This window comes from Microbacterium sp. ZW T6_19 (assembly GCF_044987465.1).
Taxonomy (GTDB): domain Bacteria; phylum Actinomycetota; class Actinomycetes; order Actinomycetales; family Microbacteriaceae; genus Microbacterium; species Microbacterium natoriense_A.
Genome location: NZ_JBJDRH010000003.1, coordinates 171,428 through 194,000 on the forward strand (window position 1 = coordinate 171,428; position 22,573 = coordinate 194,000).

Below are 22,573 nucleotides of genomic sequence, written 5' to 3' on the forward strand. Positions count from 1 at the left end.
AACGTAGCACAGGTAGAATGGAGGCATGGCCGAGATCGACGAAGAAGTGCATGTGTGCGACGCCGCAGTCACACTCGCCTTCAGCGTGCTCGGCAAACGCTGGAACGGCATGATCATCTCGTCGCTCGGCGGAGGCCCTTCGACCTTCGTCGCGCTGCGCCGCGCGGTCGCCGGAATCAGCGACACCGTGCTGTCTGATCGGCTCGCCGAGCTCGCTGATGCCGGACTCGTGGCCCGCACGGTCGACGCCGGGCCTCCTGTCGCGGTCTCCTACTCCCTCACGGCGAGCGGCCGGGGACTGCTGCCGATCCTCGACCAGCTCGGCACCTGGGCTGCCGAGAACCTCGAGATCCGCGCGCGATGACGATCCCCCGGGCACGACGACCACGCCGCGCCTGGTGGATTCTGCTCGCGCTCGGCGCGCTCGTCCTGCTCAGCGCGGCCGCGGTCGCGTTCAGCCCCGGATTCCGGCTCGCTCCGCCCGCCGCCTTCGGCGAGGATCTCACCGTCGAGCTGACGGAGGGCGACCACGCGATCTACGTCACGCCCTCCGATCAGTGGAGTGAGATCGAGTGCTCCGGAACGTTCCCCGGGGGTGGTGTGCTGCAGCTGAGGCCCGACATGACGCAGCAAGGCCTGGTGCTGCCCGAGGCGTGGGACTCCCAGGGAAGCTTCTCGGTGGGGGTTGCCGGCCCCGGCACGATCACGTGCAACGGGCCCGTCACCGACGGCCGGTTCACGGTCGGACCGGTGGTGACGTTCTTCACGGTCGTCGGCGCCGTCCTCCTCGCGATCCCCGGTCTTCTTCTCGTGATCGCCGGAGTCACCGTGCGCGTCGTGCAGTCACGGCATCCGTAGCTCGTCCCTGGGATGCGCCGCCGGATGCGCCGCGGTTAGACGGCCGGACTCACCAGGGGCTGGGCTCGTAGTCCTTCAGGAACACGCCGTGCACGTCTTCACCGGCCTCGCCGCGCACGATCGGGTCGTACACGCGGGCCGCGCCGTCGACGAGGTCGAGCGGGGCGTGGAAACCCTCCTCGGCCAGGCGCACCTTGGTGAAGTGCGGACGCTCGTCGGTGATCCAGCCGGTGTCGACAGCGGTCATCAGGATGCCGTCGGTCTCGAGCATCTCGCCGGCACTGGTGCGCGTGAGCATGTTCAGCGCGGCCTTCGCCATGTTCGTGTGCGGGTGGCCGGGGCCCTTGTACCGGCGGGAGAACTGCCCCTCCATCGCCGAGACGTTGACCACGTACTTGCGGTGCGATGCGGATGCCGCCATCGACGGACGCAAGCGGCTGATGAGCAGGAAGGGGGCCGTGGTGTTGCACAGCTGCACCTCGAGCATCTCGAGCGGGTCGACCTGGTCGACCGATTGCACCCAGCTGTTCACGCGGTTGACGTCGGGCACGAGACCTCCGGCGTCGATCGCAGTGCCGTCGGCGTGCTTCTCGAGCGACGACGACCCCGGTGCCATGGCGAGCCGGGCGAGGTCTTCGGCCGTGAGCGCCTGCCCGCCCTGCTCGGCGACCGTGCCGCCGAGGGCTGCGACCGACAGCAGCGGATGCGCGTCGACCGACGCCTGCAGCGCCTGCGGATGCTGGTCGTTCGTGTGCCCGAAGGTCTCCATCTCGGGAAGAGGTCCGTCGGGAAGCGGCTGCAGCTCAGCATCCGCCAGCAGCGAGTACGCACCCGGCGAGCGCCGAACGGTCTGCGCGGCGTTGTTGATGAGGATGTCGAGCGGCCCCTGGGCCGCGACGGAGTCGGCGAGGCCGATCACCTGCGCAGGGTCCCGCAGGTCGATGCCGACCACGCGCAGGCGGTGCAGCCAGTCGCCCGAGTCGGGCAGCGCCGAGAAACGGCGGACGGCATCCCGCGGGAAGCGCGTCGTGATCGTGGTGTGCGCGCCGTCACGGAGCAGGCGGAGCGCGATGTGCATGCCGATCTTCGCGCGGCCGCCCGTGAGCAGGGCGCGCTTGCCGGTGAGGTCGGTGCGGGCGTTGCGCTTGCCGTGGCTGAACCGGGCGCAGTCGGGGCAGAGCTGGTGGTAGAACGCGTCGACGAGCGTGTACGGCTGCTTGCAGATGTAGCAGTTGCGCGGTTTGATCAGCTCGCCCGCGATCGGTGCGTCGACGACGCTCGAGGCGAGGTCGTTTCCGCGGGTCTCGTCGTCGATGCGGTCGGGCGCCCCTGTCGCCGTGCGGGCGACGACGGCCTTGTCGGCCTCGGCGATCGCGTCGCGGATCTCCTTGCGACGCACGCGCTTGACAGCCTTGAACATCGCGGCGGTGGCGTGGCGGACGGCGATGAAGTCGGGATGCTCGTTGTCGATCTCGTGCAGTTCGGAGAGGACGCGCAGGGTGGTGGCGAGATCGTCGGGGTCGACGCCGGCACCCAGATCGGCCCCCTCTGGGCCTCTGAGCTCGTCGAAGGGTGCGGTGTCGGTCATTGTGCCGATTTTACGCGAGAGTCCTGAGGGTCGGCCCGCGTCGGCTGCAGGCGCCGTCGCCTGACGCACGCGCTCGGGCGGCGAACGCTCGCTCGGGCTGAGGAATGCCTCGCGAGCCTCCTCCCGAACGCGAGAACTCCTCCCGAACATGCAGGGAGCAGGGTCGCGCGGGCGCGGGTGGACAATGGTCGCATGATCGACCCGCACATCCTCGGCCCGGGGCTTCTGCCGACTCCGTTCACGGCAGCCGAGATCCGCGATGCGACCGGACGAGGCAAGACCATCAGCATCCGCATCGACCTCCCTGATGGAACGGCATCGTCCCGATACAACAGGTTCAGCGAGACGGATGCCGAGGGCGCCACGCTCGAGCGCTGGTCGAACGACGACCGGTCCGACCTGTCGGCGAACCGGGTGACCTGGCTCGAGCTGCAGCAGCACGCAGCCTTCGACGCCGAGACGACCTCGGTCTCGAGCGAGACCCTGTCGACTCCGCTCGGCGAGGTCGAGTGCCTTCGCTACGACACCGAGGGCGGCACCTTCTGGTTCTCGGTCGCCCACCCCGGGATGCCGGTGCAATACGAGTCGGGCGGAGTCCGCACGACCGTGGTCGGTGTCGAGTACGACTGACCCGGCCGCATCCGCGGCCGGCCGCAGGCTCCCGCCCGAGCATCCGCCGTCCCGTTCCGGTTGCAGTTCGCGCTGCCTCCGGCATCCGTCGTTCGCTTCCGGTCGCGATTCGTGCCGCCTCGGATCGATTCCGGCGGCACCAAGTGCGACCGGAACGCCGCGCGCAGCCGCCCACCCGGCACGAACTGCGACCGGAATGCTCGGCGAGCAGCGCCCCCGGCACGTCGAAGGCGGGCCCGGGCAAACCGGACCCGCCTCATGCGCTCGCCTCAGTGCTCGACCGCTCCGACTACGACGAACTCGCCGGGCACCTCGTCGAGCTCCTGCGAGGCGATGATCTCGCCGGAGTGCAGGTCGACGGCGTGGATGCTGTTCGCCGCCGGCTCGCTCACGTACGCGATGTCGCCGACGACCTTCAGCCCAGGGTGCGGGTTCTGCCACTCCACCGGGCTCTCCCACGGCTCGATGACAGGCCAGGAATCCTGCACGGCGCCGGTCTCGTCGAGCGAATACAGCGAGCCGTCGGCGCTGAGCAGCACGATGCCGTCGTGCTCATCGCGGCCGACTCCGCGCCAGGTGTACTCGACGCCCTCGGGGAGCTGGACGACCGACAGGGTCTGCGCCTCGGTGTCGACGAGCGTCAGCGCTGAGAGCAGGTAGCCCTCGGCGTCGGGGTCGGTCTTGTAGTCGCCGACCGCGATGGGGCTCGTGTCGGTCACGTAGGCGTTGCCGGTGCGGCCGAACTCGTCGGGGGCGTCGAGCTTGGTGAACGCTCCGTCCGAGAACAGCAGCACGCCGTCTTCGCAGCCGAACACGACGGCCTCGTCCTTCACCGCGCCCTCGCCGTGCACGGCGGGGCAGGTCTCGTTGCGCGCGACCTCGGTGCCGTCGGCGTCGAGGTGGCGCACACCGCTGCGCGACTCGGAGGTGCCGATGGTCGACAGGCTGGTGCCGTCGGACAGCTCGATCGCGACACCGTGATGCGCTGCGTCAGAGGACAGGGTGTCGAACGGGGGGAGTTCGCCGGTGCCGATCGCGTCGGTGTCGAAGATGCGCACGTCGCCGGTGGCGTCGTCGAAGAGCGCGGTGCGCCCGGCGTGGGGGGTGACGTGTCCGGGCGTCGCAGCGTCGAACACCTCGCCGGTGAACGCGACCTCTCCCGACGCGATACCCGTGTCGAGCACGTGGAATCCGCCGTCGGTGGTGACGAAGACGTGTCCGTCGGCATCGCCCGCAGTGCTCACGCGGAGGTAGCCGGGCAGGTCGGCCTCACCCACCGGCTCGAGGGTCTCGCCGTCGAGCACGAGGACTCCGCCGTCGTAGGCGATCGCGACTCGAGTGCCGCCGTCTAGGGCGGCGCTCTCGGATTCAGGGGCGGGCGCGGATGCCGGGGCGCTGGCGCCCGCGCATCCTGCGAGGGTCACCGCAGTGAGCGCGGCGGCGGCGCCGGCCGCGAGACGATGTCGGACAGGACGGAACATGATGTTCTCTCTTTCTCTTGGTGCTTTCGGGGATGCTTCAGGGGATGCGTGTGTCCGTCAGCCGACGAGCTCGACGGCCCAGGGGCGCAGGTCTGCGAACGTGCGGGTGACCAAGCCGTCGTCGAGGTCGATCTCGTGCACGGACCCCGTGGCGGGATCGGAGACGTAGGCGTGGTCGCCGTCGACGAGCAGCTGCGGCCGCTCGCTCAGCGCGGGATTCGCGAGGGCATCGGCGAGGAGCGGATCGGTGCGGGCGAGCACGGCCCCGTCGGCGGCGAGAATCCGCACGGACCCGTCGGATGCGATCACGGCGGTGCGCGCGTCGTCGTCGCCGATCGCGGCAGCATCGACGAGGGGCACGTCCGAGGGGAGAAGAGTCCAGGTGCGCTCGCGCACATCGAGCCGCCAGGCGCCGCCATCGACCGAGACGCCGGCGAGATCGGGCCGGTCGGGTCTCCCTGACAGCGTGAGCGCAGGGGCGGCGACACCTGCCGGGTAGGGGATCGACTCGGATGACACAGTGCCGTCGACCTCGCGGCTGACGAGCACGGCGCCTTCGGCGCACGCGAACACCGTCCCTACGCGCGTGAGGTCGACGTCGCTCGCCGCCTGGCACGGAACAGCGGAGGCGTCGACCCCTGCGATTCCGGCATCCGTCGCGGTGAGAAGGTGACCGGCGACGACGATCGCCGGTCCCCCGCCGTCGATCGCGGAGCGTGCCGGATCGACGGCGCCCTCGCCCAGCGGCTCGTGCTCGAGGACGGCCGCCTCGTCCTCGAAGCGGATGACGGTCGCATCCGCACCGACCCCGATGAGCGCCTGACCGTCGCCGTCGACCGCCCCGACCGTTCGCGGTTCACCGCGGAAGTAGTGCGAATGATCGCCGTGCGGCATGGTCCACCGCCCCGAGTCGACGACCTCGACGGCGCCCTCACGCACGACGTAGACGAAGCGTCCGGTCCCCTCGACGCCTGCGACCCGCTCGGCCTGCGGTTCGGCGATGACCTGGCGATCTTCGGTGGCGAGGTCGAGGAGGGTGAGCCCGCCACGCTCGTCGGCGATGATCAGCGCTCGCGCCGGCTCGGCGACCTCTGCCGCTCCGCCGCCGTCAACGCCGTCGCCGTCGAGTGCGGTCGCGGCGATCTCCGGCCTTTCGGATGCCGCGCACCCGACGACGGCGCAGGCGAGGAACGTGGTCGCGAGGAGCGCCGCGGCGCGGCGGCGGAAGGTCGTGGTCACAGGACGCCACTTTATTGATAACGATTCTCAATATCAAATCGGAAGAATGTTCTTGCCTCTTTCGCCGGGGTCTGAGGTCGCTGCGCGTCGAGGGATGCCCGCGTGGCCGCAGGCGCGAACGTCGGCGGCCCGGCGTATCGTCGAGGCATGAGCAGCCACGCAGGATCCCCCGGAATCATCCCCTCCTATCTGCTTGCGCGCCTGGCCGAATCGGGAAGGTTCCCGGGAGCCGCGGCCGCCGCTCGGCAGACGCTGACGGCAGGGCGACCGCCGTTCCGCGCGCGCCTCGATCTGTCCATCGACGAGAACGGCGACCTGGTCGCGCAGCTGTCCGACGCGCCCAATCGCACGATCAGCGACGCGGGCAACACACAGAAGCTTCCGGGGATCGTCGTGCGCTCCGAAGACGACGGCCCCGTCGCCGACGACGCGGTGAACCAGGCGTTCGACGGTCTCGGCGCCACGTTCGAGATGCTGCTCTCCGCCTTCCACCGCAACTCCCTCGACGACGCCGGCGCCCCGCTCAACGCCTCCGTGCACTACGGCGTCGACTATGACAACGCCTTCTGGGACGGCGAGCGCATGGTGTTCGGCGATGGCGACGGCGAGGTCTTCACCGGCTTCACCGCCTCGACAACGGTCATCGGGCACGAGCTCGCGCACGGCGTCGTGCAGCACACCGCGAACCTCGAGTATCAGGGCCAGCCCGGCGCTCTGAACGAGTCGATCGCCGACGTGTTCGGCGCGCTCACCGAGCAGTACCTGCTCGGGCAGTCGGCGACCGAGGCGAGCTGGCTGATCGGGGCCGAGATCTTCACGGATGCCGTTCAGGGCGAGGCCCTGCGCTCGATGCTGCATCCGGGCACCGCCTATGACGACGACGAGCTCGGCAAGGATCCGCAGCCCGATCACATGGACGGGTTCGTCCGCACCACGGAAGACAACGGCGGAGTGCACATCAACTCCGGCATCCCGAACCGCGCTTTCGCCCTGTTCGCGACAGACCTCGGCGGCAACGCCTGGGAACGCCCCGGGCTGGTCTGGTACCGCGCTCTCACCGGCGGCCTGTCGAGCACCGCCACGTTCGCGGAGTTCGCCGAGGCGACGATCGTCGCGGCATCCGCTCTCGATCGCGAGACCGACGCGACGGTCGTCGAAGCAGCCGCTCGACGCGCGTGGACGACCGTGGGACTCTTGAAGGATGAGCGAGGCCCGTCCACCCGAACGCGATGATGCGCATGTCGTGATCGCGGTGGTGCGCACCGGCGGCATCGCGGGCATCCGGCGACGCTGGCGGGTCGAGGCACCCCCCGAAGAGGCCGGCGACTGGATCGCGCTGATCGACTCATGCCCGTGGGATGACCCGACGCCCGACGGCACGGGTGCAGACCGATTCGTGTGGAGCATCCGCGCTCGCACTCCCGCAGAGCGCCGAGAGCACGAACTGCCCGACGGCGCCCTCGACGGCCCCTGGCGCGAGCTGGTCGACGCCGTGCGGGCCGCCTCCCGCGCCTGACAGCTTCCGATGAGTCTCGCCCCTGACGCCCCGACCGGCGCACAATGGGGACATGGGACTTTTCCAGCAGCGCTCCGAAGAAGAGGAGAACCAGTGGGTTCTGCCCTCCGAGCCGCTCGCTCGCAGTGAGGCCGACCTTCTCGACGAGGTGCCGAGCGTCGACTCGCTCGATCTCGCCTTCGGCAATCCGGTCACGTCGATCGTGTTCCCGGTCGCGCCGGTGCTGCAGGACGCCGAAGGCACGGAAACCGGCGAGCCCGAAGAGTGATCCGACCCTGATGCCGCTCGTCATCGCGCTCGGCGCGGATGCTGATCACCGCGCCGCCGAACAGGCTCACCTCGCCGCGGGCTGGACTCCGTGCGGGGCGGGCGATTGGGCGATCGCTCTCCGCTCCCCCGACGGGTCGGCGGTCGCGCGGATCAGCCCGTTCGACCCCACCGGCCCGTACACGGCCGAGCTGTACCGTCGCGCCGCACCCACGCGCCAGGTGCCGGTGCTCTTCGCGCACCGGCGTCTCGACGGAGGAGGTGACGTTCTCGTCATGGAGTGGCTGAGTCCGACGCAAGAGACGGATGCCGTGGCCTTCCTCGAGGCGATCGACGCGAGCGCCCCGGAGGTGGCGGTTCTCGCGGAGAGCGTGCGCAGCATCCACACCCGAGCGATCGAGGAGCTGCCGTGGTGCGGCCCTCTCGATGCGAACCCGGCGAATGTGATGCGCGGTTCTGATGGCCGGCTCGTGCTCACCGACCCCTACTACGCCGACGGGCCCAGTCTCTATGCGACTGCCGGCTCGGACCCGGATGCCGTGGTCGCGCGTATTCCCGAAGACCGGCGGCGCTTCATGACCGAGATCCCGCTGGCGTACTCCGGTCCGTGACCCGAGGGGGAGCGCGCGGAGATGCGCCGCGGTCTGGCTGCGGCCGATGCGCGGTTGGCGGGCTGAGCACGGCGCCTTCTCCGTGGATTCTCGCCGAGGGAAGCGCACGTCGCCGAGTTTGAAGCGCGCATGAGGCGACGGATGGCGTCGCTGGCCCCGGCTACGGTGGAGGGATGACGATCACCGCCGCCGCAGACGGCTCCGCCCTGGGCAATCCCGGTCCCAACGGCTGGGCTTGGTACATCGACGACGAGAACTGGGCGGCAGGCGGATCTCCGCACGGCACGAACAACCAAGGAGAGCTGCAGGCCGTGCTCGAGCTGCTGCGGGCGACCGCGGGCACAGACGAGAAGCTCCTGATCGAGTGCGACAGCAAGTACGTGATCGACTCGATCACCAAGTGGATGCCGGGTTGGAAACGCAAGGGCTGGCGCAAGTCCGACGGCGGGCCGGTGCTCAATCGCGACCTCATGGAGGCGCTCGATGAGGCGATGCGAGGGCGCGATGTCGAGTTCTCCTGGGTCAAGGGTCATGCCGGTCACCCGCTCAACGAGGCCGCCGACCAGCGCGCCAACGCCGCCGCGAAGGCGTATCAGGCGAAGCAGGAGCCGCGGCGGGGTCCCGGTTTCACGCAGGCGACGGATGCCGGGGCCGCGGTCGCCGGTTCGGCGCCGATCGCAGCGGGCGCCCGCGGGGACGATGCCTGGGGCGCAGCGCCCGCCGACGGGCCCGGCACTCCCTGGGTCCCTGAGCCTGTCGAAGGGCCCACCGCAGGACGCTTCGACAAGCTCAGCGACCCATCGGCATCCGCCGCGGCGGCATCGCTCGCCGAGCCGCTGTGGGCCGAGGCATCCGACTTGTTCGACGGTCTCGACGACGCACCCGCCGACGACCCGATCGAACTGCGCATCACGCTGAGCGGGGACGAGCATGCGCGTCTCACCGACCTCGCCGAGGCCCAGGGCGTCACCCTCGAAGAGGCTCTGCGTCGCTTGATCTGACGGTCGAGCCCACTTCCCCGATCGACGCAGAACGGGCCGGATCCCGCAGGATCCGGCCCGTTCTTCAGGAGCGGTGAACGCTCAGACCTTGAGCAACGTGCTCTCCATTCGGGCGTACGATGCCTCCATACCCTCGGCCATGCCGGTTGCGAGGATCATGTCGCGGGTCTCCTTGTCGGGGTACTCGATGAGCAGCGTGATGAGGGTCGCGCCGTCCTCCTCGTAGAGGTTGAGGTCGTTCAGCGTCTCCGGGCCCTCGGTGCCGATCATCCGCTCGGTGGTGACGGCGCGGCGCGGCGCATCGACCAGCAGCACCTCACCCTCGAAGCCGAACGGCTCGCCCTCGGTGTCTCCGACCGGCGCCCACGAGGTGCGGTGCGAACCGCCAGGCTCGATGGCTACGACGCACTCGGTCATCTCCCATCCGTCGGGACCGAGCATCCACTGCCGCATCAGCGCCTCCTCGTTGTACGCGCGCCACACAAGCTCGCGCGGGCCGTCGACGAGACGCGTGATGCGCACGTGGATGTCGTCGAGAAGCTCGACCCGCGTGCCCTTGCCCTGCGCGAACTCGCGGAGGTCCTGCAGCACGGCGTCGAGCTGAGCCATCGCCATCTTGGTGCCCTCGACGACGCCCATCGCGACGACCTGTTCGAGCGCCTCAGCAGAGTCGAAGTGGCTCTCGCCGATCATCCGCGTGCCGTCGGCCGTCGGCTCGAACGACAGCTTCATCCGCATCGGTGCAAAGCCCTCGAGCGGCTTGCCCTCGGCGTCGACGAACGAATCGAGCACCTCGAAGCTGTGCGGCCCGTCGATCGAGAGGAACTCCCACGAACCAGAAGAGCTCTCTCCGCGAGGGCCGGTGAGCGTGTAGTACGCCCGCCCGCCGACCGTGTGGTCCCAGGCGGTGAACGTCGCCGGCCACCCGGGAGGACCCCAGAAGCGCTCGAGCTGGCGCGGATCGCTGTACGCGCTCCACACGCGCTCCACGGGTGCGGCGAACTCGGCGACGATGGTCATCGTCAGGTTCTCGGGGTCGGTAGTGACGTCGGTGACGGGCATGTCAGTCTCCCTGTTCGTTCGGTTCGTTGTTCTTGTTCTGGGTGGATGCCGGCTCGGCCAGCAGATCGTCGAGCCGGGCGATGCGCGACCGCCACAGCTCTTCGTATCGGGCGAGGAGCGCCCTGGCGCGGGCGATCATCTCGGGGTTCGCGCGGACGAGCCGCTCGCGTCCCTCGGCGCGCTTGATGATGAGGTCCGCAGCCTCGAGCACTGCCACGTGCTTCTGCACAGCCGCGAACGACATGTCGTATTCGGAGGCGAGGTCCGAGACGGACTGCTCACGCTCGATCGTCCGGCGCAGGATGTCGCGCCGGGTCGACGTCGCCAGTGCGTGAAAGACACGGTCGACCTCCGCTTCGCTGAGTTCTCTTTGTACAACCATTTGGTTGTACGTTATGCCCGATCGGATGCCGTGTCAAGAGGTTCATGCGGGAGCACTGTGAAGCGACACGGACCGGCGCTGCGGCTAGACCTCAACGAGAAAGCTCGGCCCTCGACGATCTACCTCCGTGAGGAGCGTGGATCGTAGAGGGCCGAGCGGCGTCAGGGAGACGGGGTGAGGTGACGTCCCGTCTCGCTACTTGCGGGGCGGGTTGAGCGGCAGCCAGTCCTCGAAGCGCGTCTCGAAGATCTGAGCGCCCTCGACAGGGAGAAGAGTGCGCTCTTCGATCTGCGCGCCGTAGTACGGAGCGCTGTCGTCGCGCACGACGACTCGAGGGTCCTTGCGGAAGGTGAGGCCGCGACGAATGAACTCGTCCATGCCGAAGGACTCGGGTCCCCACGGACGACAATCAGTGCAGCGCGATCCAATCGAGTGAACCGAGTTTTCGCCCTCCCGAAGGGACGAGATACACGTCGTGGACTCCAGAGGTTGCGGTCACCGCGACTGTCTGCGTTTCGAATCGGGCGATCGACCCGGTGGGTGTCACGCTCAGCGTGCCGATCTTCGTCCCGACAGGAGAGCCGAGCCGGATCGCATACTTCGCCTCCGCGGCCTCCGAGGCGAGCGACGCAGCGAACTGGGTGCGCCCGGCCCCGAAGTCGACGGCGCGGAACAGCATCACGTTCGCGCGGTCGATCCGTGTGACTACCGTGCCGCTTCCGCCATCGGCCGTGGACGTCCCGATCTTGAGGGCCGCATCCTCCGCTTCCAGCTGCGTGCCCGTGGTGAGGAATGAGAATGCGTCGAGATCGCCGATTCCCGCCCAGCCGACGGAGCGGATGTACACGTCGTGCACCCCAGCGGTCGGGACGATGCTCGCGTACTGTTCCGAGAAGCGGTCGAACCCGCCTGTCGAGTCGACGCGGAAGTCCGCGATGACCGGACCGTCCGCAGCGTCGATGCGGATTTCGAACGTCTGGTTCTCGTAGGGGTCGTCTGTGGCGACGTTCATGCGCACGAGGTCGCGCCCGGCGCCGAAGTCGATGCCGCTGTATGACACCCAGTCTCCGCCGTCGAAACTTCCGACAACCGTTCCGGTTGCACCTGCCCTGGTCGACGTGCCAGAGGTCGCGGTATAGGACTCAGCCTCCACGGTCTCGCCCACCAGCGTCGCGCCCGAACGCCAGGTCGGAGCGCCGTACTGGTAGGCGCCGACCGTCGGGGTGGCATCGGTGGAGCCGTCCGAGTGAGGCGGACGAGGAGTCGCCGCGTTGCGGGCCGGCGAGCCTTCGCCGACCGTGAAGTCGTGCGTTGCCGGGTTCGTGAAGGCGGCCCCATCATTCGGCAGATTGGTCGTCAGCGTCACGCCCGCCGCGCTGTCGACGTCGCCGAGGTTGTTCGTGACCTCGATGCCCTCGTACGTGCCGCCGAAGAGGCTCAGCGCCTTGCGGTCGGTGCCGCTGGTGTTGTTGATGACTTTCGTGCCTGAGGCGTGGCCGCCGTTGGGGTTGATCAGCACGACGCCGTAGGTGGTGCGGTTCCAGGTGACGTTGTCGGCCACGACCCCGTTGATGGTCTCCAGATCGAGATAGACCCCGGGGGCCGGAGCGACTGTCGACACCGGAGCGGCATCGCGCATGGTGTTGTGGTCGATGAGGGTGTCGCCGAGGTCCACTCGGCAGCAGACGTAGACCGCTCCGACGTCGTGCACCAGCTTCCCGTAGTGGCTCATGTCGTTGTACGCGATGCGGTGGCCGGAAGCGTCATAGCCCGCGACCTTGTTGTCGATGTTGATGCTGCTGCGTCCGGTGCCGGTGATGGTGTTGTGCATGACCGTGTTGTCGGTGCCCAACAGGTTGACGCCGCCTGCGTAGCTGCCCATGTAGTCGGTGTCCGTGATGACGTTGTTCACCACGCTGTTACGCTGCCCGGTCACGAGAACACCGTTGCCGGCGCTGTACGCGATGGATGAGTTGCGCAGGACGTTGTCGGAGCCGTGCAGCTGAATCCCACTGGTCGTCTCGCCAGCCGTCAACACATCGCAGGGGTCGGACGGCGTGACCGTGTTGGGGTCGATCTCTAGGTCAGCGTATTCCGACACGTAGCGGGCGGAAAGACCGTCAAGGACGACGCGCGTCGTGGTGGACGAGGTGAGGATGCTTGCGCCCTTCAGCCCGAGCCCGACAACGTTGATGTGAGAGCGTGCCGAGAGGTCGAAGCCGAACTCACGCTGCTTGGCCTCGATCGTGACGGCTGCGGGGTCTCCCCCGGGGACACGCACGTAGAGTGCGCCGGACTGATCGTCGTAGTGCCATTCGCGGTCTCGGCCGATGAGGGCGAGCTTGCCGGAGAGTGCGTAGTAGTTCGTGGTGTTCGGGCTCAGGCCCACGCAGGAGGGCAGACCGTCCACGGTCACCGATCCGGGTGAGGAGGAGCTCACTCGGCCGGTCTCGCTGACGAACCAGTTGTGAGACAGCAACCGTGCGCCGACCCAGTAGCCCTCGGGCTGCGACAGAGCGTCATCACCGAGCTGCGTCTGCGTGCCCCAGTCGGCATGCGCCTTGGTGGCGTGTGCCGGATCGTCGCCTGCGTGCGGCCAGGCAGCTTCGGGCGCCATGGCATCGTCGACGAAGATCTGCTGACCCGGGAGGGTGTCGGGCAGAGTGACGTCGGCACGGAACACCGTGCCGTCTCCGACGGACTCGGCGAACTCCGATCCGCTGAGTGTCGGATCAGCCGCAGTGAGATCGGCGAGGTCGGTTGCCGTCACCGGCTCCCAGTCGGTGAGCGGGTCGGATCCATCGATCACGACTCGGGCTCCGTCCGCAGCCTGGAAGGTGATGGGCAGAAGCGCGGTGCCGCTCCGTTGTGGGGTCACTGTCTCGCGGTAGGTGCCCGCGTGGATGACGCAGGTGTCGCCGGGACGGGCCACATCGGCGCAGTGCTGGATCGTAAGGAATGGCGAGGACGATGAGCCGCTCCCCGCATCATCGCCCGTTGTAGAGACATGGAGTGAGCTCCCGAGCACCCCAGCGGTGGCTGGAGCCCCTGCTGCGGCGAGGAACGTGCCGGCTGCAACAGCGCCCGCGACCGCAAACGCGGCAAATCTCCGGATCTTCATTGATCATTCCAATCGATAGTCGATTATCGTCGATCGAATGCAACCACTCCAGCACCGCTGACGTCAAGAGCGCAGCGCGATCGGAGGCGGGCCGGAGCCAGCCCGAGCACTCAGTCGAGAATCGAATCCCAGACGAGCGGGAGCGGTGCGGAGCTGCCGGAGGCGTCGTCCACGAACCCGGCTATCGCGGCGTCCCATGCCGCGTCCACCTGGGGAAGTGTGTTCATCCGCTCGACCATTCGCTCACGGCCATCGCGGGTCTCGATCACGTGGAACAAGGTCTCTCCGTCAACCCAGATGCGCCAACGCACGAGGCCGCATCGAGTGAGAGCAGCGTGCAGATCCTCAGGGATCCGGGAATGGGTGCGAGCGTACGCCTCCGCGGCTCCCGGCCGTAGGCGTGTGCGATAGCCCTCCACCACTGTGCTCATCTCTTCCCCTCGAATCGATTATCGCTAGTCTGGCAAGAATCCGCGCACGACGAGAGGGAGCCACATGCCCGACGCAATGATCAGCAGAGGACTGCTGTCCGACCAGGTCTACGAGGTCATCCTCGCCTCGATCCTCGATGGAACTCGCGCCCCGGGGACCCGCGTCGTGGAATCCGAGATCGCGCGACAATTGGGCATCAGCCAAGCGCCGGTGCGCGAAGCCGTCAAGCGGCTCGTGCATGCAGGGCTCGTCGAATCCGTGCCACGCCACGGCAGCTATGTGACGGAGATCTCGCCGGAGGAGTTCGCGGTCGCGCGTACGATGCGCGCCTCGATCGAGCGGGAAGCCGCGAGGATCGCCGCCGAGGAGGCGACGGAATCGAACCTCGAACAGCTCCGCGCCGTCGTCTCTCGCATGCAGAAGGCCATCGACGCCGATGACCGGGCAGCGTTTCGCGCATTGGATGTGGAGTTCCATCGCAGCGTCATCGCCTTGACCGGCAGGGCAGTGCTGGCCCGCCTCTGGGACACGTTGGAGCCGATGCTGGTCAGTCAGCGGGCAATCGGTGACCCCGGATACCTGGGCGATCGCAGCCGCGTCGTCTCGTGGCACAGCGACCTGATTCAGTCCCTGGCCGACGGAGATCCGTACGCCGCAGCCGACGCATTCGCCGAGCACGCGTCCGGCGCACTGGACCACCCCTCGACGTAGTTGCTAATCAGAGGAGTTTCGCGTTACAGTGCAATCGCCTATCGATAGGCGATTGCACTTGATCAAGGAGGATTCATGCGACACAACACCCGACGCGTCGTCGCGGTGATCGCCACCTCAGCTCTCGGAGCGGGGATCTTGGCGGGCTGCTCGACGGGAGGAGGCGAGGAAGGCGCGGAGACCGAGTTGCGCATCCTGGCCAACATCACGCCCGTTCTCACGAAGGAGTACTACGAGGAGCTCGTTCAGCCCTGGGTCGACGACCACGAGGGAGTGACCGTCACCATCGAAGTTCCGAGCGGCGAGAATGTGCAGGCGACGCTGCAGCAGGAGCTGGCCTCCGGCGACATACCCGACATCGTCGCCAGCAACCTCGACCCCGTAGTCGCTCCGCAGTTGCTTGCGTTCCCCGCTGAGTCGTGGGTGCAGGACACTCCGCTCGCGAAGGAGAACGCGCTCGACGGCAAGATCTGGCAGGTCGCGACAGGCGCCCAGATTCAATCACTCGTCTACTACAACAAGGATCTCTTCGCAGCCGCCGGGGTCACCGAGGCACCCACGAGCATCGAGGAGTTCACTGCCGCGCTCGAGGCAGTCAAGGCCGCAGGAGGGGCGGTCCCGTTGGGCACCGCCGGCGAGTGGGTCACCGGCGCGCAGTTCGCCATGATGGCGAATCCCGCCCTGCTGGAATCCGGCGACTTCTACACCGACGTCACCGACGGCAGCGCGTCATTCGCCGACAGCCCCTACGCCGACTACCTCGAGGCGTACGCCGGTTGGATCTCCGACGGCCTGGTCGACCCCGCAGCCCTTGGCCTGAAGTACCAGGACTCGATCGACGCGTTCACGGCCGGAACCTCCGCCTCGATCGTGATGGGCAACTGGCTTGTGCCCTCGATCGACGAGGCCGGCGTCGACTTCGAGGTCGGCGTGTTCGCCACACCATCACTCACGGGAGAGGCGGCACCACAGATGAGCGGCCCGGCGCAACCGTACTCGATTCTTTCAGCATCGAAGAACCAGGACCTCGCGCTCTCACTCGTCGAGTACCTTGTCACCGACAAGAAGGCAGTCACGACCTCGCTCGAGTCGGAAGGCAACTTCCGTCAGGGATATACGTATGAAGGAAGCCCGCTCAATCAGGAAGTGGGTGCAATCCTCGATGCCGCTCCCGGTCTCGTGATCGGAACCTCCGGCCCCGGAATCCCCGGCGGATTCGGTGACGAGCTGAACAAGCAGATCCAGGCGCTGTACGTGGGCACGACACCCGCCGACGCTGCAGCAGCCCTCGACGCGTGGTGGGGCCTCAATGCCGCGCAGTAACGCATTGGCCGGGGTCGACGGGGAACTCTCCTCGTCGGCTTCGGCCGCACGGCGCCGACGCCGAGGGCGCGCGGAGTTCCTCACGGATACCGTGATGATCGGACCGGCCCTCGCACTGGTCGCACTCTTTGTGCTCATTCCGATCGCCATTGCCGCTTACCTGAGCTTCACGAACTGGGACGGCTTCACGATCCCGCCGTCCTGGGTGGGCACCCGGAACTACGAGCGTCTGTTCCAGGATCCAGAGGTGTTCCGCGCCGCGTCCTACACGGGCGTGATCGCGGTGGTCGGCACGTTCGCATGCAACGCGCTGGGCCTCGGCATCGCGCTGCTGCTCAATCGCAACTCGCGAGTGAACACGGTCATGCGCGTCCTTGTCTTCTCGCCCTATGTGATCGGCCCGGTCATCCTCGGGTTTCTCTGGGCCACGATCCTCGGCACGAATGGAGCTGTCAACTCCTTGCTGACATCTCTCGGAGTCGAGCGCGTGCCCTTCCTCGCCGATCCGGCGTGGGCGATGGTCACCACCGTTCTCGTCGTCATCTGGGCGAGCTTCGGACTCAACGTGATCCTGTATCTCGCGGGATTGCAGACGCTTGACGCCTCGCTGCTCGAGGCTGCCAAGATCGACGGGGCCGGCCCCTGGGCGACGTTCTGGCAGGTGAAGCTTCCGGTGCTCGCGCCCACCGTGACGCTCAACATCGTGTTGGCAGCCATCGGTCTCCTGCGCGTCTACGAGATCGTGCTCGCTCTCACCGCCGGCGGTCCCGCCGGGACGACCCAGACCGTCGTGTTCACAATTCTCACGACATCGTTCAGTCGCTCCCAGCTCGGCTACGGCGCAGCGCAGTCCGTCGTGCTCATGATCGTCATCGTCGTGATCACCGTGGCGTTGACGCAGTTGCGGCGACGGAGCGAAGAGGCGGTGTCCGCATGATCGCACGACGTATCGGCTGGTTCGCCGGCATCCTCGCCCTCGTAGCACTCATGGGCGCCCCCCTTTATCTGCTCGTGACGAACGCGTTCAAGACCGAGGACGACATCCTCGGCGCTCCGTTCGCACCTCCGGCGCAGGGTTTCACGCTCGACAACATCATCGCGGCCGCGACATCGACCGACTTCAACGTGATCGCCGCATACGGTACGACCGCGCTCCTCGTCGTGATCGTGAACGTGCTGTCGATCCTCGTCACCGGGCCCGCTGCCTACGCGATCGCGCGCGGAACGCGACGCATCCACCGCGCCGTCATGCTCGTGATGCTCGCGGGGCTCTTCATCCCCAGTCAGACAATCGTGATCCCGGTCATCTATGTCTTGAAGACAGTGGGGCTCATGGGCACGATGCCTGGACTCATCCTTTTCCAGACCGCGCTGACGATCCCTACGACGCTCTTCCTGTTCACGGCATACGTACAGAGCATCCCGCGTGAGCTCGACGAAGCTGCACGGATCGACGGGGCGTCAAGGATCGGGACGTTCTGGCGGGTGATCTTTCCGCTCATGGCACCCGCAATCGCCACGGCGGTCGTGCTCAACGCTGTCGGCGTGTGGGCGGACTTCGTCAACCCGCGCATCATTCTCGGCCCGGGATCAGGGCTGTACACCGTCACGACAGGCGTGTTCGCGGCGATCAGCAAGTACTCCACCGACTACGCCCTCGTGTATTCGAACATGCTGCTTGCCGTGGTGCCGGTCATCGTGTTCTACGTGCTTCTGCAAAAGCGCATCATCGGCGGACTTACATCGGGAGCCGTGAAGGGATGACACGCATCACCGCATCCGTCTCGCTCCGCGACATACCGCGATGGGCGTTGCTCGAGCGCGAGCTCCTGCGGCTGCTCGACCGCGGCTGGCGCCGGTTCGAGGAGCGTTTCTGCCAGCCCGACGGCAGTCTTCGCTACGACGGGCGAATGTACGGCCGGGATGGCGTAGACGACTTCTACGAGCCGTTCTTCAATTGGCCCGCACTGTATCGCCTCGGCGGTGCGGACGACCTTCTGCCGGCGGCCAAACGTCACTGGGAAGGGGTCACCCGGCAGATGACCGCGTTCGGCTTCGTCCACGACGAGTACGAGGTCGGCTACGACTGGTTCCACCAAGGAGAGTCGCTCCCCCTGTTCCTCGGCATCTGCGCCGCCGACCCCGCCGACATGGCGTTTCGAGAGCGCGCGCGTCGGTTCGCTGGGTTCTACCTGGCCGACTCCCCGACGGGCAACTACGACCCCACCTCACGGACCATCGTCGCTCCACACACCGGGTCTCTCGGACCGCGCTGGGGGGTGGGAGAGGACTGGACCGAGTACAGCGCCGACCAGCCCGGCATGGAGATCTACGGGCTGCCGCTGCGCGACATCGATGGCATCGAGACCTGGGACGACCTCCGCGCACCAGGCGCCGCAGCCCGGATGGGTGCCGCCATGCAGGAGCGGATGGGGCGGGGCGACACGGTCGTGAACCTCGCCGCCACGACGCTCGCCACCAACGCGTGGCTCTACGACCATGAGGACCGGTATCGCGACTGGGCGCTCGAGTACATCGATGCGTGGCGTGAGCGCGCAGCGGCGAACGAGGGCGTGCTTCCCGACAACGTCGGGCCGGGCGGGCGAGTCGGCGAGCTCCACGGCGGCGCCTGGTATGGCGGACACTACGGCTGGACCTGGCCACATGGTCTGCACACCATCGCGGCCGCCGCGACCGTGGCCGCGCTCAACAGCGTGGTGCTCACGGGTGGCATCGAACGGCTGGACCTTGCCAGCGGATTGCTGGATGCCGTGCTGGAGCACGCCCAGACGCTCGATCGCATCAGCACCCGCGGCAGCCTCGGCCCGGGATGGGCGGAGCGCCTGGGTGCCGACGAAGACACCGTCGAGCTCCTCGTGCCCTACCGCTTCGGCCCGGACGGGTGGTTCGATCTGCACCCCGTGCCGATCGAACCGGCCATGTGGCTCGACTGGGTCGATCACTCACCCGACGCCCGTGACCTGCTCGGCCGCATCCGCACCGCCTCCAGCACTGATTGGCGCGAGGTTCGATGGTTCCACGACAAGGAAGAACAGGGACACGAGGCCCCCTGGCTCGAGTTCCTCGACGGCCGCAACGACGACTATCCCGAGCGTGCGCTCGACATGGCCATCGGGCAGGTGCTGCGCCGGCTCTCTCTCATGGACGAGGCGGACGACATCCCCGCCGACGGCGACATCCACTTCTGGCAACGGCTGAATCCGGTGGTCACTGAGGTCCTCGCCCAGCTCGTCACCGGCGCCCCGCCTGCTGTCTACTACGGCGGACTCTCGTTCGCCCGGGTGCTCATCGCCGATGCCCTCCGCGGGCGCCCCGGACTCCCCGAGGACGTCGCGGCACTCGTGCGCAGAGCAGACGAGAACGCGGTGTCAGTGGAGCTCGTCAATCTCGGCGACGCTCACCGCGAAGTCGTCATCACAGCCGGATCGTTCAGCGAGGACCGGATCAGGTCCGCGGTGTTCGACCGCGGGACGGGATACCCCGGCAGTCCGCGCGACTATACGATCCCGGCACCCGCGGTCACCTATGACGCTGTCGATGTCGCCGCCCCGAAGGTCACCGTGGCCCTACCGCCACGCACCCGCATCGCGCTCGAACTGGCGATCGAGCGCCGCGCCTACCCCGCCACCCACCAGCTCATCTCATCGACTCAGGAGAACCCATGAACACCGCAACCGAGAGCCTCTCGAACGTCTGGCCGTTGCCTGTGCGCGGAGACGCGTTCGACCGCGCCGATGCGGACATCATCGACCGCATGGACATCATCAGCGCGGCGACCGCCTGCGCCAAGCTCAACGGCATGGGCATCACCCGCACCGCCGTGCAGGGACCCACGCCGCTGGAACGCGGCAGCCGCATCGTGGGTTCTGCGCTGACGCTGCAGTTCATGCCGCAGCGAGAAGACATCGCCAGCGGAGTGAACCAGGAGTACATCGAACGCCACACAGCGCTGTGGGAAGTGCTGGAGACCGTGCAAGAAGGCGATGTCCTCGTCGTTCAGGCCTACGGCAGCGCCTTCACCGGATGCTTCGGCGACATGCTCGTGCGCTACTTCAAGCGCCGCGGCGGCGCGGGAATCGTCGTCGACGGCCGAATCCGCGACGCGGCACGAGTTCGTGAGCTCGGCGTGCCGATCTGGTGCACCGGCACGACACCCCACTACGCGTCGCAGACGGACCTGTTCCCTTGGGCGTACGACGTGCCGGTCGCGGTCGGTGGCGTGCTGGCACTCCCCGGTGACGTCGTCGTGGCCGATGACGACGGCGCGGTCATCGTGCCGCAGGGGAAGGCGCTGGAACTCGTGCAGTCGGCGGAGGACCACGAGAACTGGGAGGTCTTCAGCCGAATGCGTCTGGAGGAAGGCGCCCGTCTCTCCGACTACTACCCGCTGTCCACGAACAGCCGCGCGGAGTACGAGGCGTGGCGTGACGCACAGATCGCTTCGAACGGGTGAGTGCTTCGACAGCCGCGGGTCACGCGAACATCGGCAGGACCGATGTTCGCGTGACGCGGATGGGCCTGGGGACCGCCCAGTTGGGAGACCTCTTCACACCGATCGATCAGGCGGATGCGAACGCCATCGTCGAGGCTGCCTTGGAGCGCGGAGTCCGGCACTTCGACACTGCTCCGCACTATGGCCTTGGTCTTGCCGAACAGCGTCTCGGGATCGCCCTCGGCACGCGTGATCGTGACGACGTCACCATCAGCACCAAGGTCGGACGCATTATCGAAGGAACCGGGGTTGGTGCCCGCCGACGGTGGGACTTCACCCGAGAAGGGGTCGAAGAATCGCTCTCGTCGTCACGGCAGCGACTGGGCACAGAGCGTGTCGACATCGCGTTCATCCACGACCCCGACGAGCACGTGGACGACGCGATAACTCATGCCGCTCCAGCGCTCATGCGGATGCGCGACCAGGGAGACGTCGGTGCTGTCGGCGTTGCCACGCGCGACATCACAGCGCTCCAGCGGTTCGTGGAGGAGGTCGACATCGATGTGGTCATGATCGCGGGACGGTTGACGCTTCTCGACCACACGGCGCTCCGAGAGCTTGTTCCGGCGTGCGTAGCGCGCGGGGTATCGGTCATGAACGCCGGAGTCTTCAACAGCGGTGTGCTCGCGACTGACACCCCTGACCCACAGGGGCATTACGAGTACCGCCCACCGTCTGACGAGATCCTGCGGCGAGCTCGCGAACTCGCCGCAGCAGCCGGCCGGCACGGTTACACCTTGCCGGAAGCAGCCGTCGCGTTCGCGATGAGGCCGGCACCGCCAGTGATCTCGGTCGTGATCGGAGCAGAGTCTCCCGCGCAGGTAGCGCGCAACGCGACGCTGTTCGATGCACATGGAGACGCTATTGGGCTTATCGAAGAAGTCCTCGCAATGGCGTAACCGCTACGAGTGACGTGTAGCACTTGAAGGTTCCTTGCTGCACCGGGGTCCCTTGGATGGATGAGTCCTCGCTCAACGAGAAAGCTCGGCCCTCGACGATCCGCACTCCGTGAGGAGCGTGGATCGTAGAGGGCCGAGCGGCGTCAGGGAGACGGGGTGAGGTGACGTCCCGTCTCGCTACTTGCGGGGCGGGTTGAGCGGCAGCCAGTCCTCGAAGCGCGTCTCGAAGATCTGAGCGCCCTCGACAGGGAGAAGAGTGCGCTCTTCGATCTGCGCGCCGTAGTACGGAGCGCTGTCGTCGCGCACGACGACTCGAGGGTCCTTGCGGAAGGTGAGGCCGCGACGAATGAACTCGTCCATGCCGAAGGACTCGGGTCCCGCGATCTCGATGTCGCCCTGGGGCGCGCCCGCAGCCGTGCGCGCGACGGCCGTCGCGACGTCTTCCGCGGCGATGGGCTGAACCAGGCCGCCGGGAAGCCGGACTGTGTCGTCTTCGGTCGAGATGTCGGCGATGCTGCCGACGAACTCGAAGAACTGCGTGGCGTGGACCAGTGAGTATCCGACTCCCGAGTCGCGGATCAGCTTTTCCTGAGCGACCTTCGCCGCGAAGTACGGGATGCTCTGGGGCCTGTTCGTGCCGACGATCGTGAGAGCGACGTGGTGCCTCACGCCGGCCGCTGCCTCAGCGCGGAGCAGATTGCTCGTCGACGTGGTGAAGAACTCCATGACGTCGTCCGGCGCGAAGGACGGCGAGTTGGACACGTCGACGACCGTGTCGGCGCCCGTGAGGACTTCCGCGACGCCCTCTCCGGTCAGCGTGTTGACGCCGGTGTTCGGTGACGCCGCGATGGCCTCGTGGCCGTGCGCGTTCAGCTTCGAGACGACCTTGGATCCGATGAGGCCTGTGCCTCCGATGACGACGATCTTTGCCATTTCATG

At 67.5% G+C, this 22,573-nt stretch carries 24 protein-coding genes; 15 read left to right on the forward strand and 9 right to left on the reverse strand.

The features are described 5' to 3' along the window. Window positions 1-25: 25 nt before the first annotated feature. Complete coding sequence (locus ACI3KT_RS05825; protein WP_292910577.1) at window positions 26-364, forward strand: helix-turn-helix domain-containing protein; 339 nt, start codon at window positions 26-28, stop codon at window positions 362-364. Beyond that, entirely contained in the window at window positions 361-858 is a 498-nt protein-coding gene (locus ACI3KT_RS05830; protein WP_404903025.1) for a hypothetical protein, read from the forward strand. Before ACI3KT_RS05825 ends, ACI3KT_RS05830 begins: the two co-directional genes overlap by 4 nt. A gap of 49 nt (window positions 859-907) precedes the next feature. On the opposite strand, the gene ACI3KT_RS05835 is transcribed toward ACI3KT_RS05830, so the two are convergent. After that, on the reverse strand, window positions 908-2,446 hold the full coding sequence (locus ACI3KT_RS05835) for an SDR family NAD(P)-dependent oxidoreductase (RefSeq protein WP_292910581.1): 1,539 nt from the start codon (window positions 2,444-2,446) through the stop codon (window positions 908-910). Between the two features lie 192 nt (window positions 2,447-2,638). On the opposite strand from ACI3KT_RS05835, the gene ACI3KT_RS05840 reads away from it, so the two are divergent. Next, window positions 2,639-3,076, forward strand: coding sequence for a hypothetical protein (locus tag ACI3KT_RS05840; RefSeq protein ID WP_404903027.1), 438 nt, complete (start codon window positions 2,639-2,641; stop codon window positions 3,074-3,076). Window positions 3,077-3,345: 269 nt separating this feature from the next. Here the strand turns inward: ACI3KT_RS05840 and ACI3KT_RS05845 are convergent, their stop codons facing one another. Further along, a complete protein-coding gene (locus ACI3KT_RS05845) occupies window positions 3,346-4,557 on the reverse strand; it encodes a hypothetical protein (protein WP_404903028.1) in 1,212 nt (403 codons plus the stop codon). Between the two features lie 57 nt (window positions 4,558-4,614). After that, the gene (locus ACI3KT_RS05850) at window positions 4,615-5,796 is read right to left on the reverse strand and encodes a hypothetical protein (RefSeq protein WP_404903030.1); all 1,182 of its coding nucleotides are present in this window, start codon (window positions 5,794-5,796) and stop codon (window positions 4,615-4,617) included. 147 nt (window positions 5,797-5,943) lie between these two features. Here ACI3KT_RS05850 and ACI3KT_RS05855 point away from each other — a divergent pair, with 147 nt between their 5' ends. The 5 genes from ACI3KT_RS05855 (at window position 5,944) to ACI3KT_RS05875 (ending at window position 9,191) form a co-directional block, all read left to right on the forward strand. Further along, entirely contained in the window at window positions 5,944-7,029 is a 1,086-nt protein-coding gene (locus ACI3KT_RS05855) for a M4 family metallopeptidase (RefSeq protein WP_404903032.1), read from the forward strand. Further along, a complete protein-coding gene (locus ACI3KT_RS05860; RefSeq protein WP_404903034.1) occupies window positions 6,998-7,312 on the forward strand; it encodes a protealysin inhibitor emfourin in 315 nt (104 codons plus the stop codon). Before ACI3KT_RS05855 ends, ACI3KT_RS05860 begins: the two co-directional genes overlap by 32 nt. Window positions 7,313-7,364: 52 nt before the next feature. Then, on the forward strand, window positions 7,365-7,580 hold the full coding sequence (locus tag ACI3KT_RS05865; protein WP_292910593.1) for a hypothetical protein: 216 nt from the start codon (window positions 7,365-7,367) through the stop codon (window positions 7,578-7,580). Window positions 7,581-7,590: 10 nt separating this feature from the next. After that, complete coding sequence (locus ACI3KT_RS05870; RefSeq protein WP_404903036.1) at window positions 7,591-8,190, forward strand: hypothetical protein; 600 nt, start codon at window positions 7,591-7,593, stop codon at window positions 8,188-8,190. Between the two features lie 173 nt (window positions 8,191-8,363). Further along, window positions 8,364-9,191 (forward strand): ribonuclease H, encoded by an 828-nt coding sequence (locus ACI3KT_RS05875; RefSeq protein WP_404903037.1) that lies wholly within the window; start codon window positions 8,364-8,366, stop codon window positions 9,189-9,191. Between the two features lie 81 nt (window positions 9,192-9,272). On the opposite strand, the gene ACI3KT_RS05880 is transcribed toward ACI3KT_RS05875, so the two are convergent. The 5 genes from ACI3KT_RS05880 to ACI3KT_RS05900 form a co-directional block, all read right to left on the reverse strand. Next, window positions 9,273-10,253 (reverse strand): SRPBCC domain-containing protein, encoded by a 981-nt coding sequence (locus ACI3KT_RS05880; protein ID WP_404903039.1) that lies wholly within the window; start codon window positions 10,251-10,253, stop codon window positions 9,273-9,275. Between the two features lies 1 nt (window position 10,254). After that, window positions 10,255-10,635 carry an ArsR/SmtB family transcription factor gene (locus ACI3KT_RS05885; protein ID WP_404903041.1) on the reverse strand — a complete coding sequence of 127 codons (381 nt, stop codon included), beginning with the start codon at window positions 10,633-10,635 and terminating at the stop codon, window positions 10,255-10,257. Window positions 10,636-10,830: 195 nt separating this feature from the next. Then, window positions 10,831-11,013 carry a hypothetical protein gene (locus ACI3KT_RS05890; RefSeq protein WP_404903043.1) on the reverse strand — a complete coding sequence of 61 codons (183 nt, stop codon included), beginning with the start codon at window positions 11,011-11,013 and terminating at the stop codon, window positions 10,831-10,833. A gap of 31 nt (window positions 11,014-11,044) precedes the next feature. Then, window positions 11,045-13,513 (reverse strand): carbohydrate-binding protein, encoded by a 2,469-nt coding sequence (locus ACI3KT_RS05895; RefSeq protein WP_404903044.1) that lies wholly within the window; start codon window positions 13,511-13,513, stop codon window positions 11,045-11,047. A 353-nt stretch (window positions 13,514-13,866) separates the two neighbouring features. Beyond that, window positions 13,867-14,187 carry an L-rhamnose mutarotase gene (locus ACI3KT_RS05900; RefSeq protein WP_404903046.1) on the reverse strand — a complete coding sequence of 107 codons (321 nt, stop codon included), beginning with the start codon at window positions 14,185-14,187 and terminating at the stop codon, window positions 13,867-13,869. Window positions 14,188-14,263: 76 nt separating this feature from the next. Here ACI3KT_RS05900 and ACI3KT_RS05905 point away from each other — a divergent pair, with 76 nt between their 5' ends. The 7 genes from ACI3KT_RS05905 (at window position 14,264) to ACI3KT_RS05935 (ending at window position 21,634) form a co-directional block, all read left to right on the forward strand. Continuing rightward, window positions 14,264-14,899 (forward strand): GntR family transcriptional regulator, encoded by a 636-nt coding sequence (locus ACI3KT_RS05905; RefSeq protein WP_404903325.1) that lies wholly within the window; start codon window positions 14,264-14,266, stop codon window positions 14,897-14,899. A gap of 75 nt (window positions 14,900-14,974) precedes the next feature. Next, on the forward strand, window positions 14,975-16,222 hold the full coding sequence (locus ACI3KT_RS05910; protein ID WP_404903047.1) for an ABC transporter substrate-binding protein: 1,248 nt from the start codon (window positions 14,975-14,977) through the stop codon (window positions 16,220-16,222). A gap of 94 nt (window positions 16,223-16,316) precedes the next feature. After that, entirely contained in the window at window positions 16,317-17,159 is an 843-nt protein-coding gene (locus ACI3KT_RS05915; protein ID WP_404903049.1) for a carbohydrate ABC transporter permease, read from the forward strand. Then, a complete protein-coding gene (locus tag ACI3KT_RS05920) occupies window positions 17,156-17,986 on the forward strand; it encodes a carbohydrate ABC transporter permease (RefSeq protein WP_404903051.1) in 831 nt (276 codons plus the stop codon). The genes ACI3KT_RS05915 and ACI3KT_RS05920 overlap by 4 nt, the downstream gene beginning before the upstream one ends. Then, window positions 17,983-19,908 (forward strand): hypothetical protein, encoded by a 1,926-nt coding sequence (locus tag ACI3KT_RS05925; protein WP_404903053.1) that lies wholly within the window; start codon window positions 17,983-17,985, stop codon window positions 19,906-19,908. The genes ACI3KT_RS05920 and ACI3KT_RS05925 overlap by 4 nt, the downstream gene beginning before the upstream one ends. Beyond that, window positions 19,905-20,696, forward strand: coding sequence for a ribonuclease activity regulator RraA (locus tag ACI3KT_RS05930; RefSeq protein ID WP_404903054.1), 792 nt, complete (start codon window positions 19,905-19,907; stop codon window positions 20,694-20,696). Before ACI3KT_RS05925 ends, ACI3KT_RS05930 begins: the two co-directional genes overlap by 4 nt. Before the next feature lie 59 nt (window positions 20,697-20,755). After that, window positions 20,756-21,634, forward strand: coding sequence for an aldo/keto reductase (locus ACI3KT_RS05935; protein WP_404903055.1), 879 nt, complete (start codon window positions 20,756-20,758; stop codon window positions 21,632-21,634). A gap of 177 nt (window positions 21,635-21,811) precedes the next feature. Here the strand turns inward: ACI3KT_RS05935 and ACI3KT_RS05940 are convergent, their stop codons facing one another. Continuing rightward, window positions 21,812-22,567 (reverse strand): SDR family oxidoreductase, encoded by a 756-nt coding sequence (locus ACI3KT_RS05940; protein WP_404903057.1) that lies wholly within the window; start codon window positions 22,565-22,567, stop codon window positions 21,812-21,814. Window positions 22,568-22,573 lie beyond the last annotated feature (6 nt).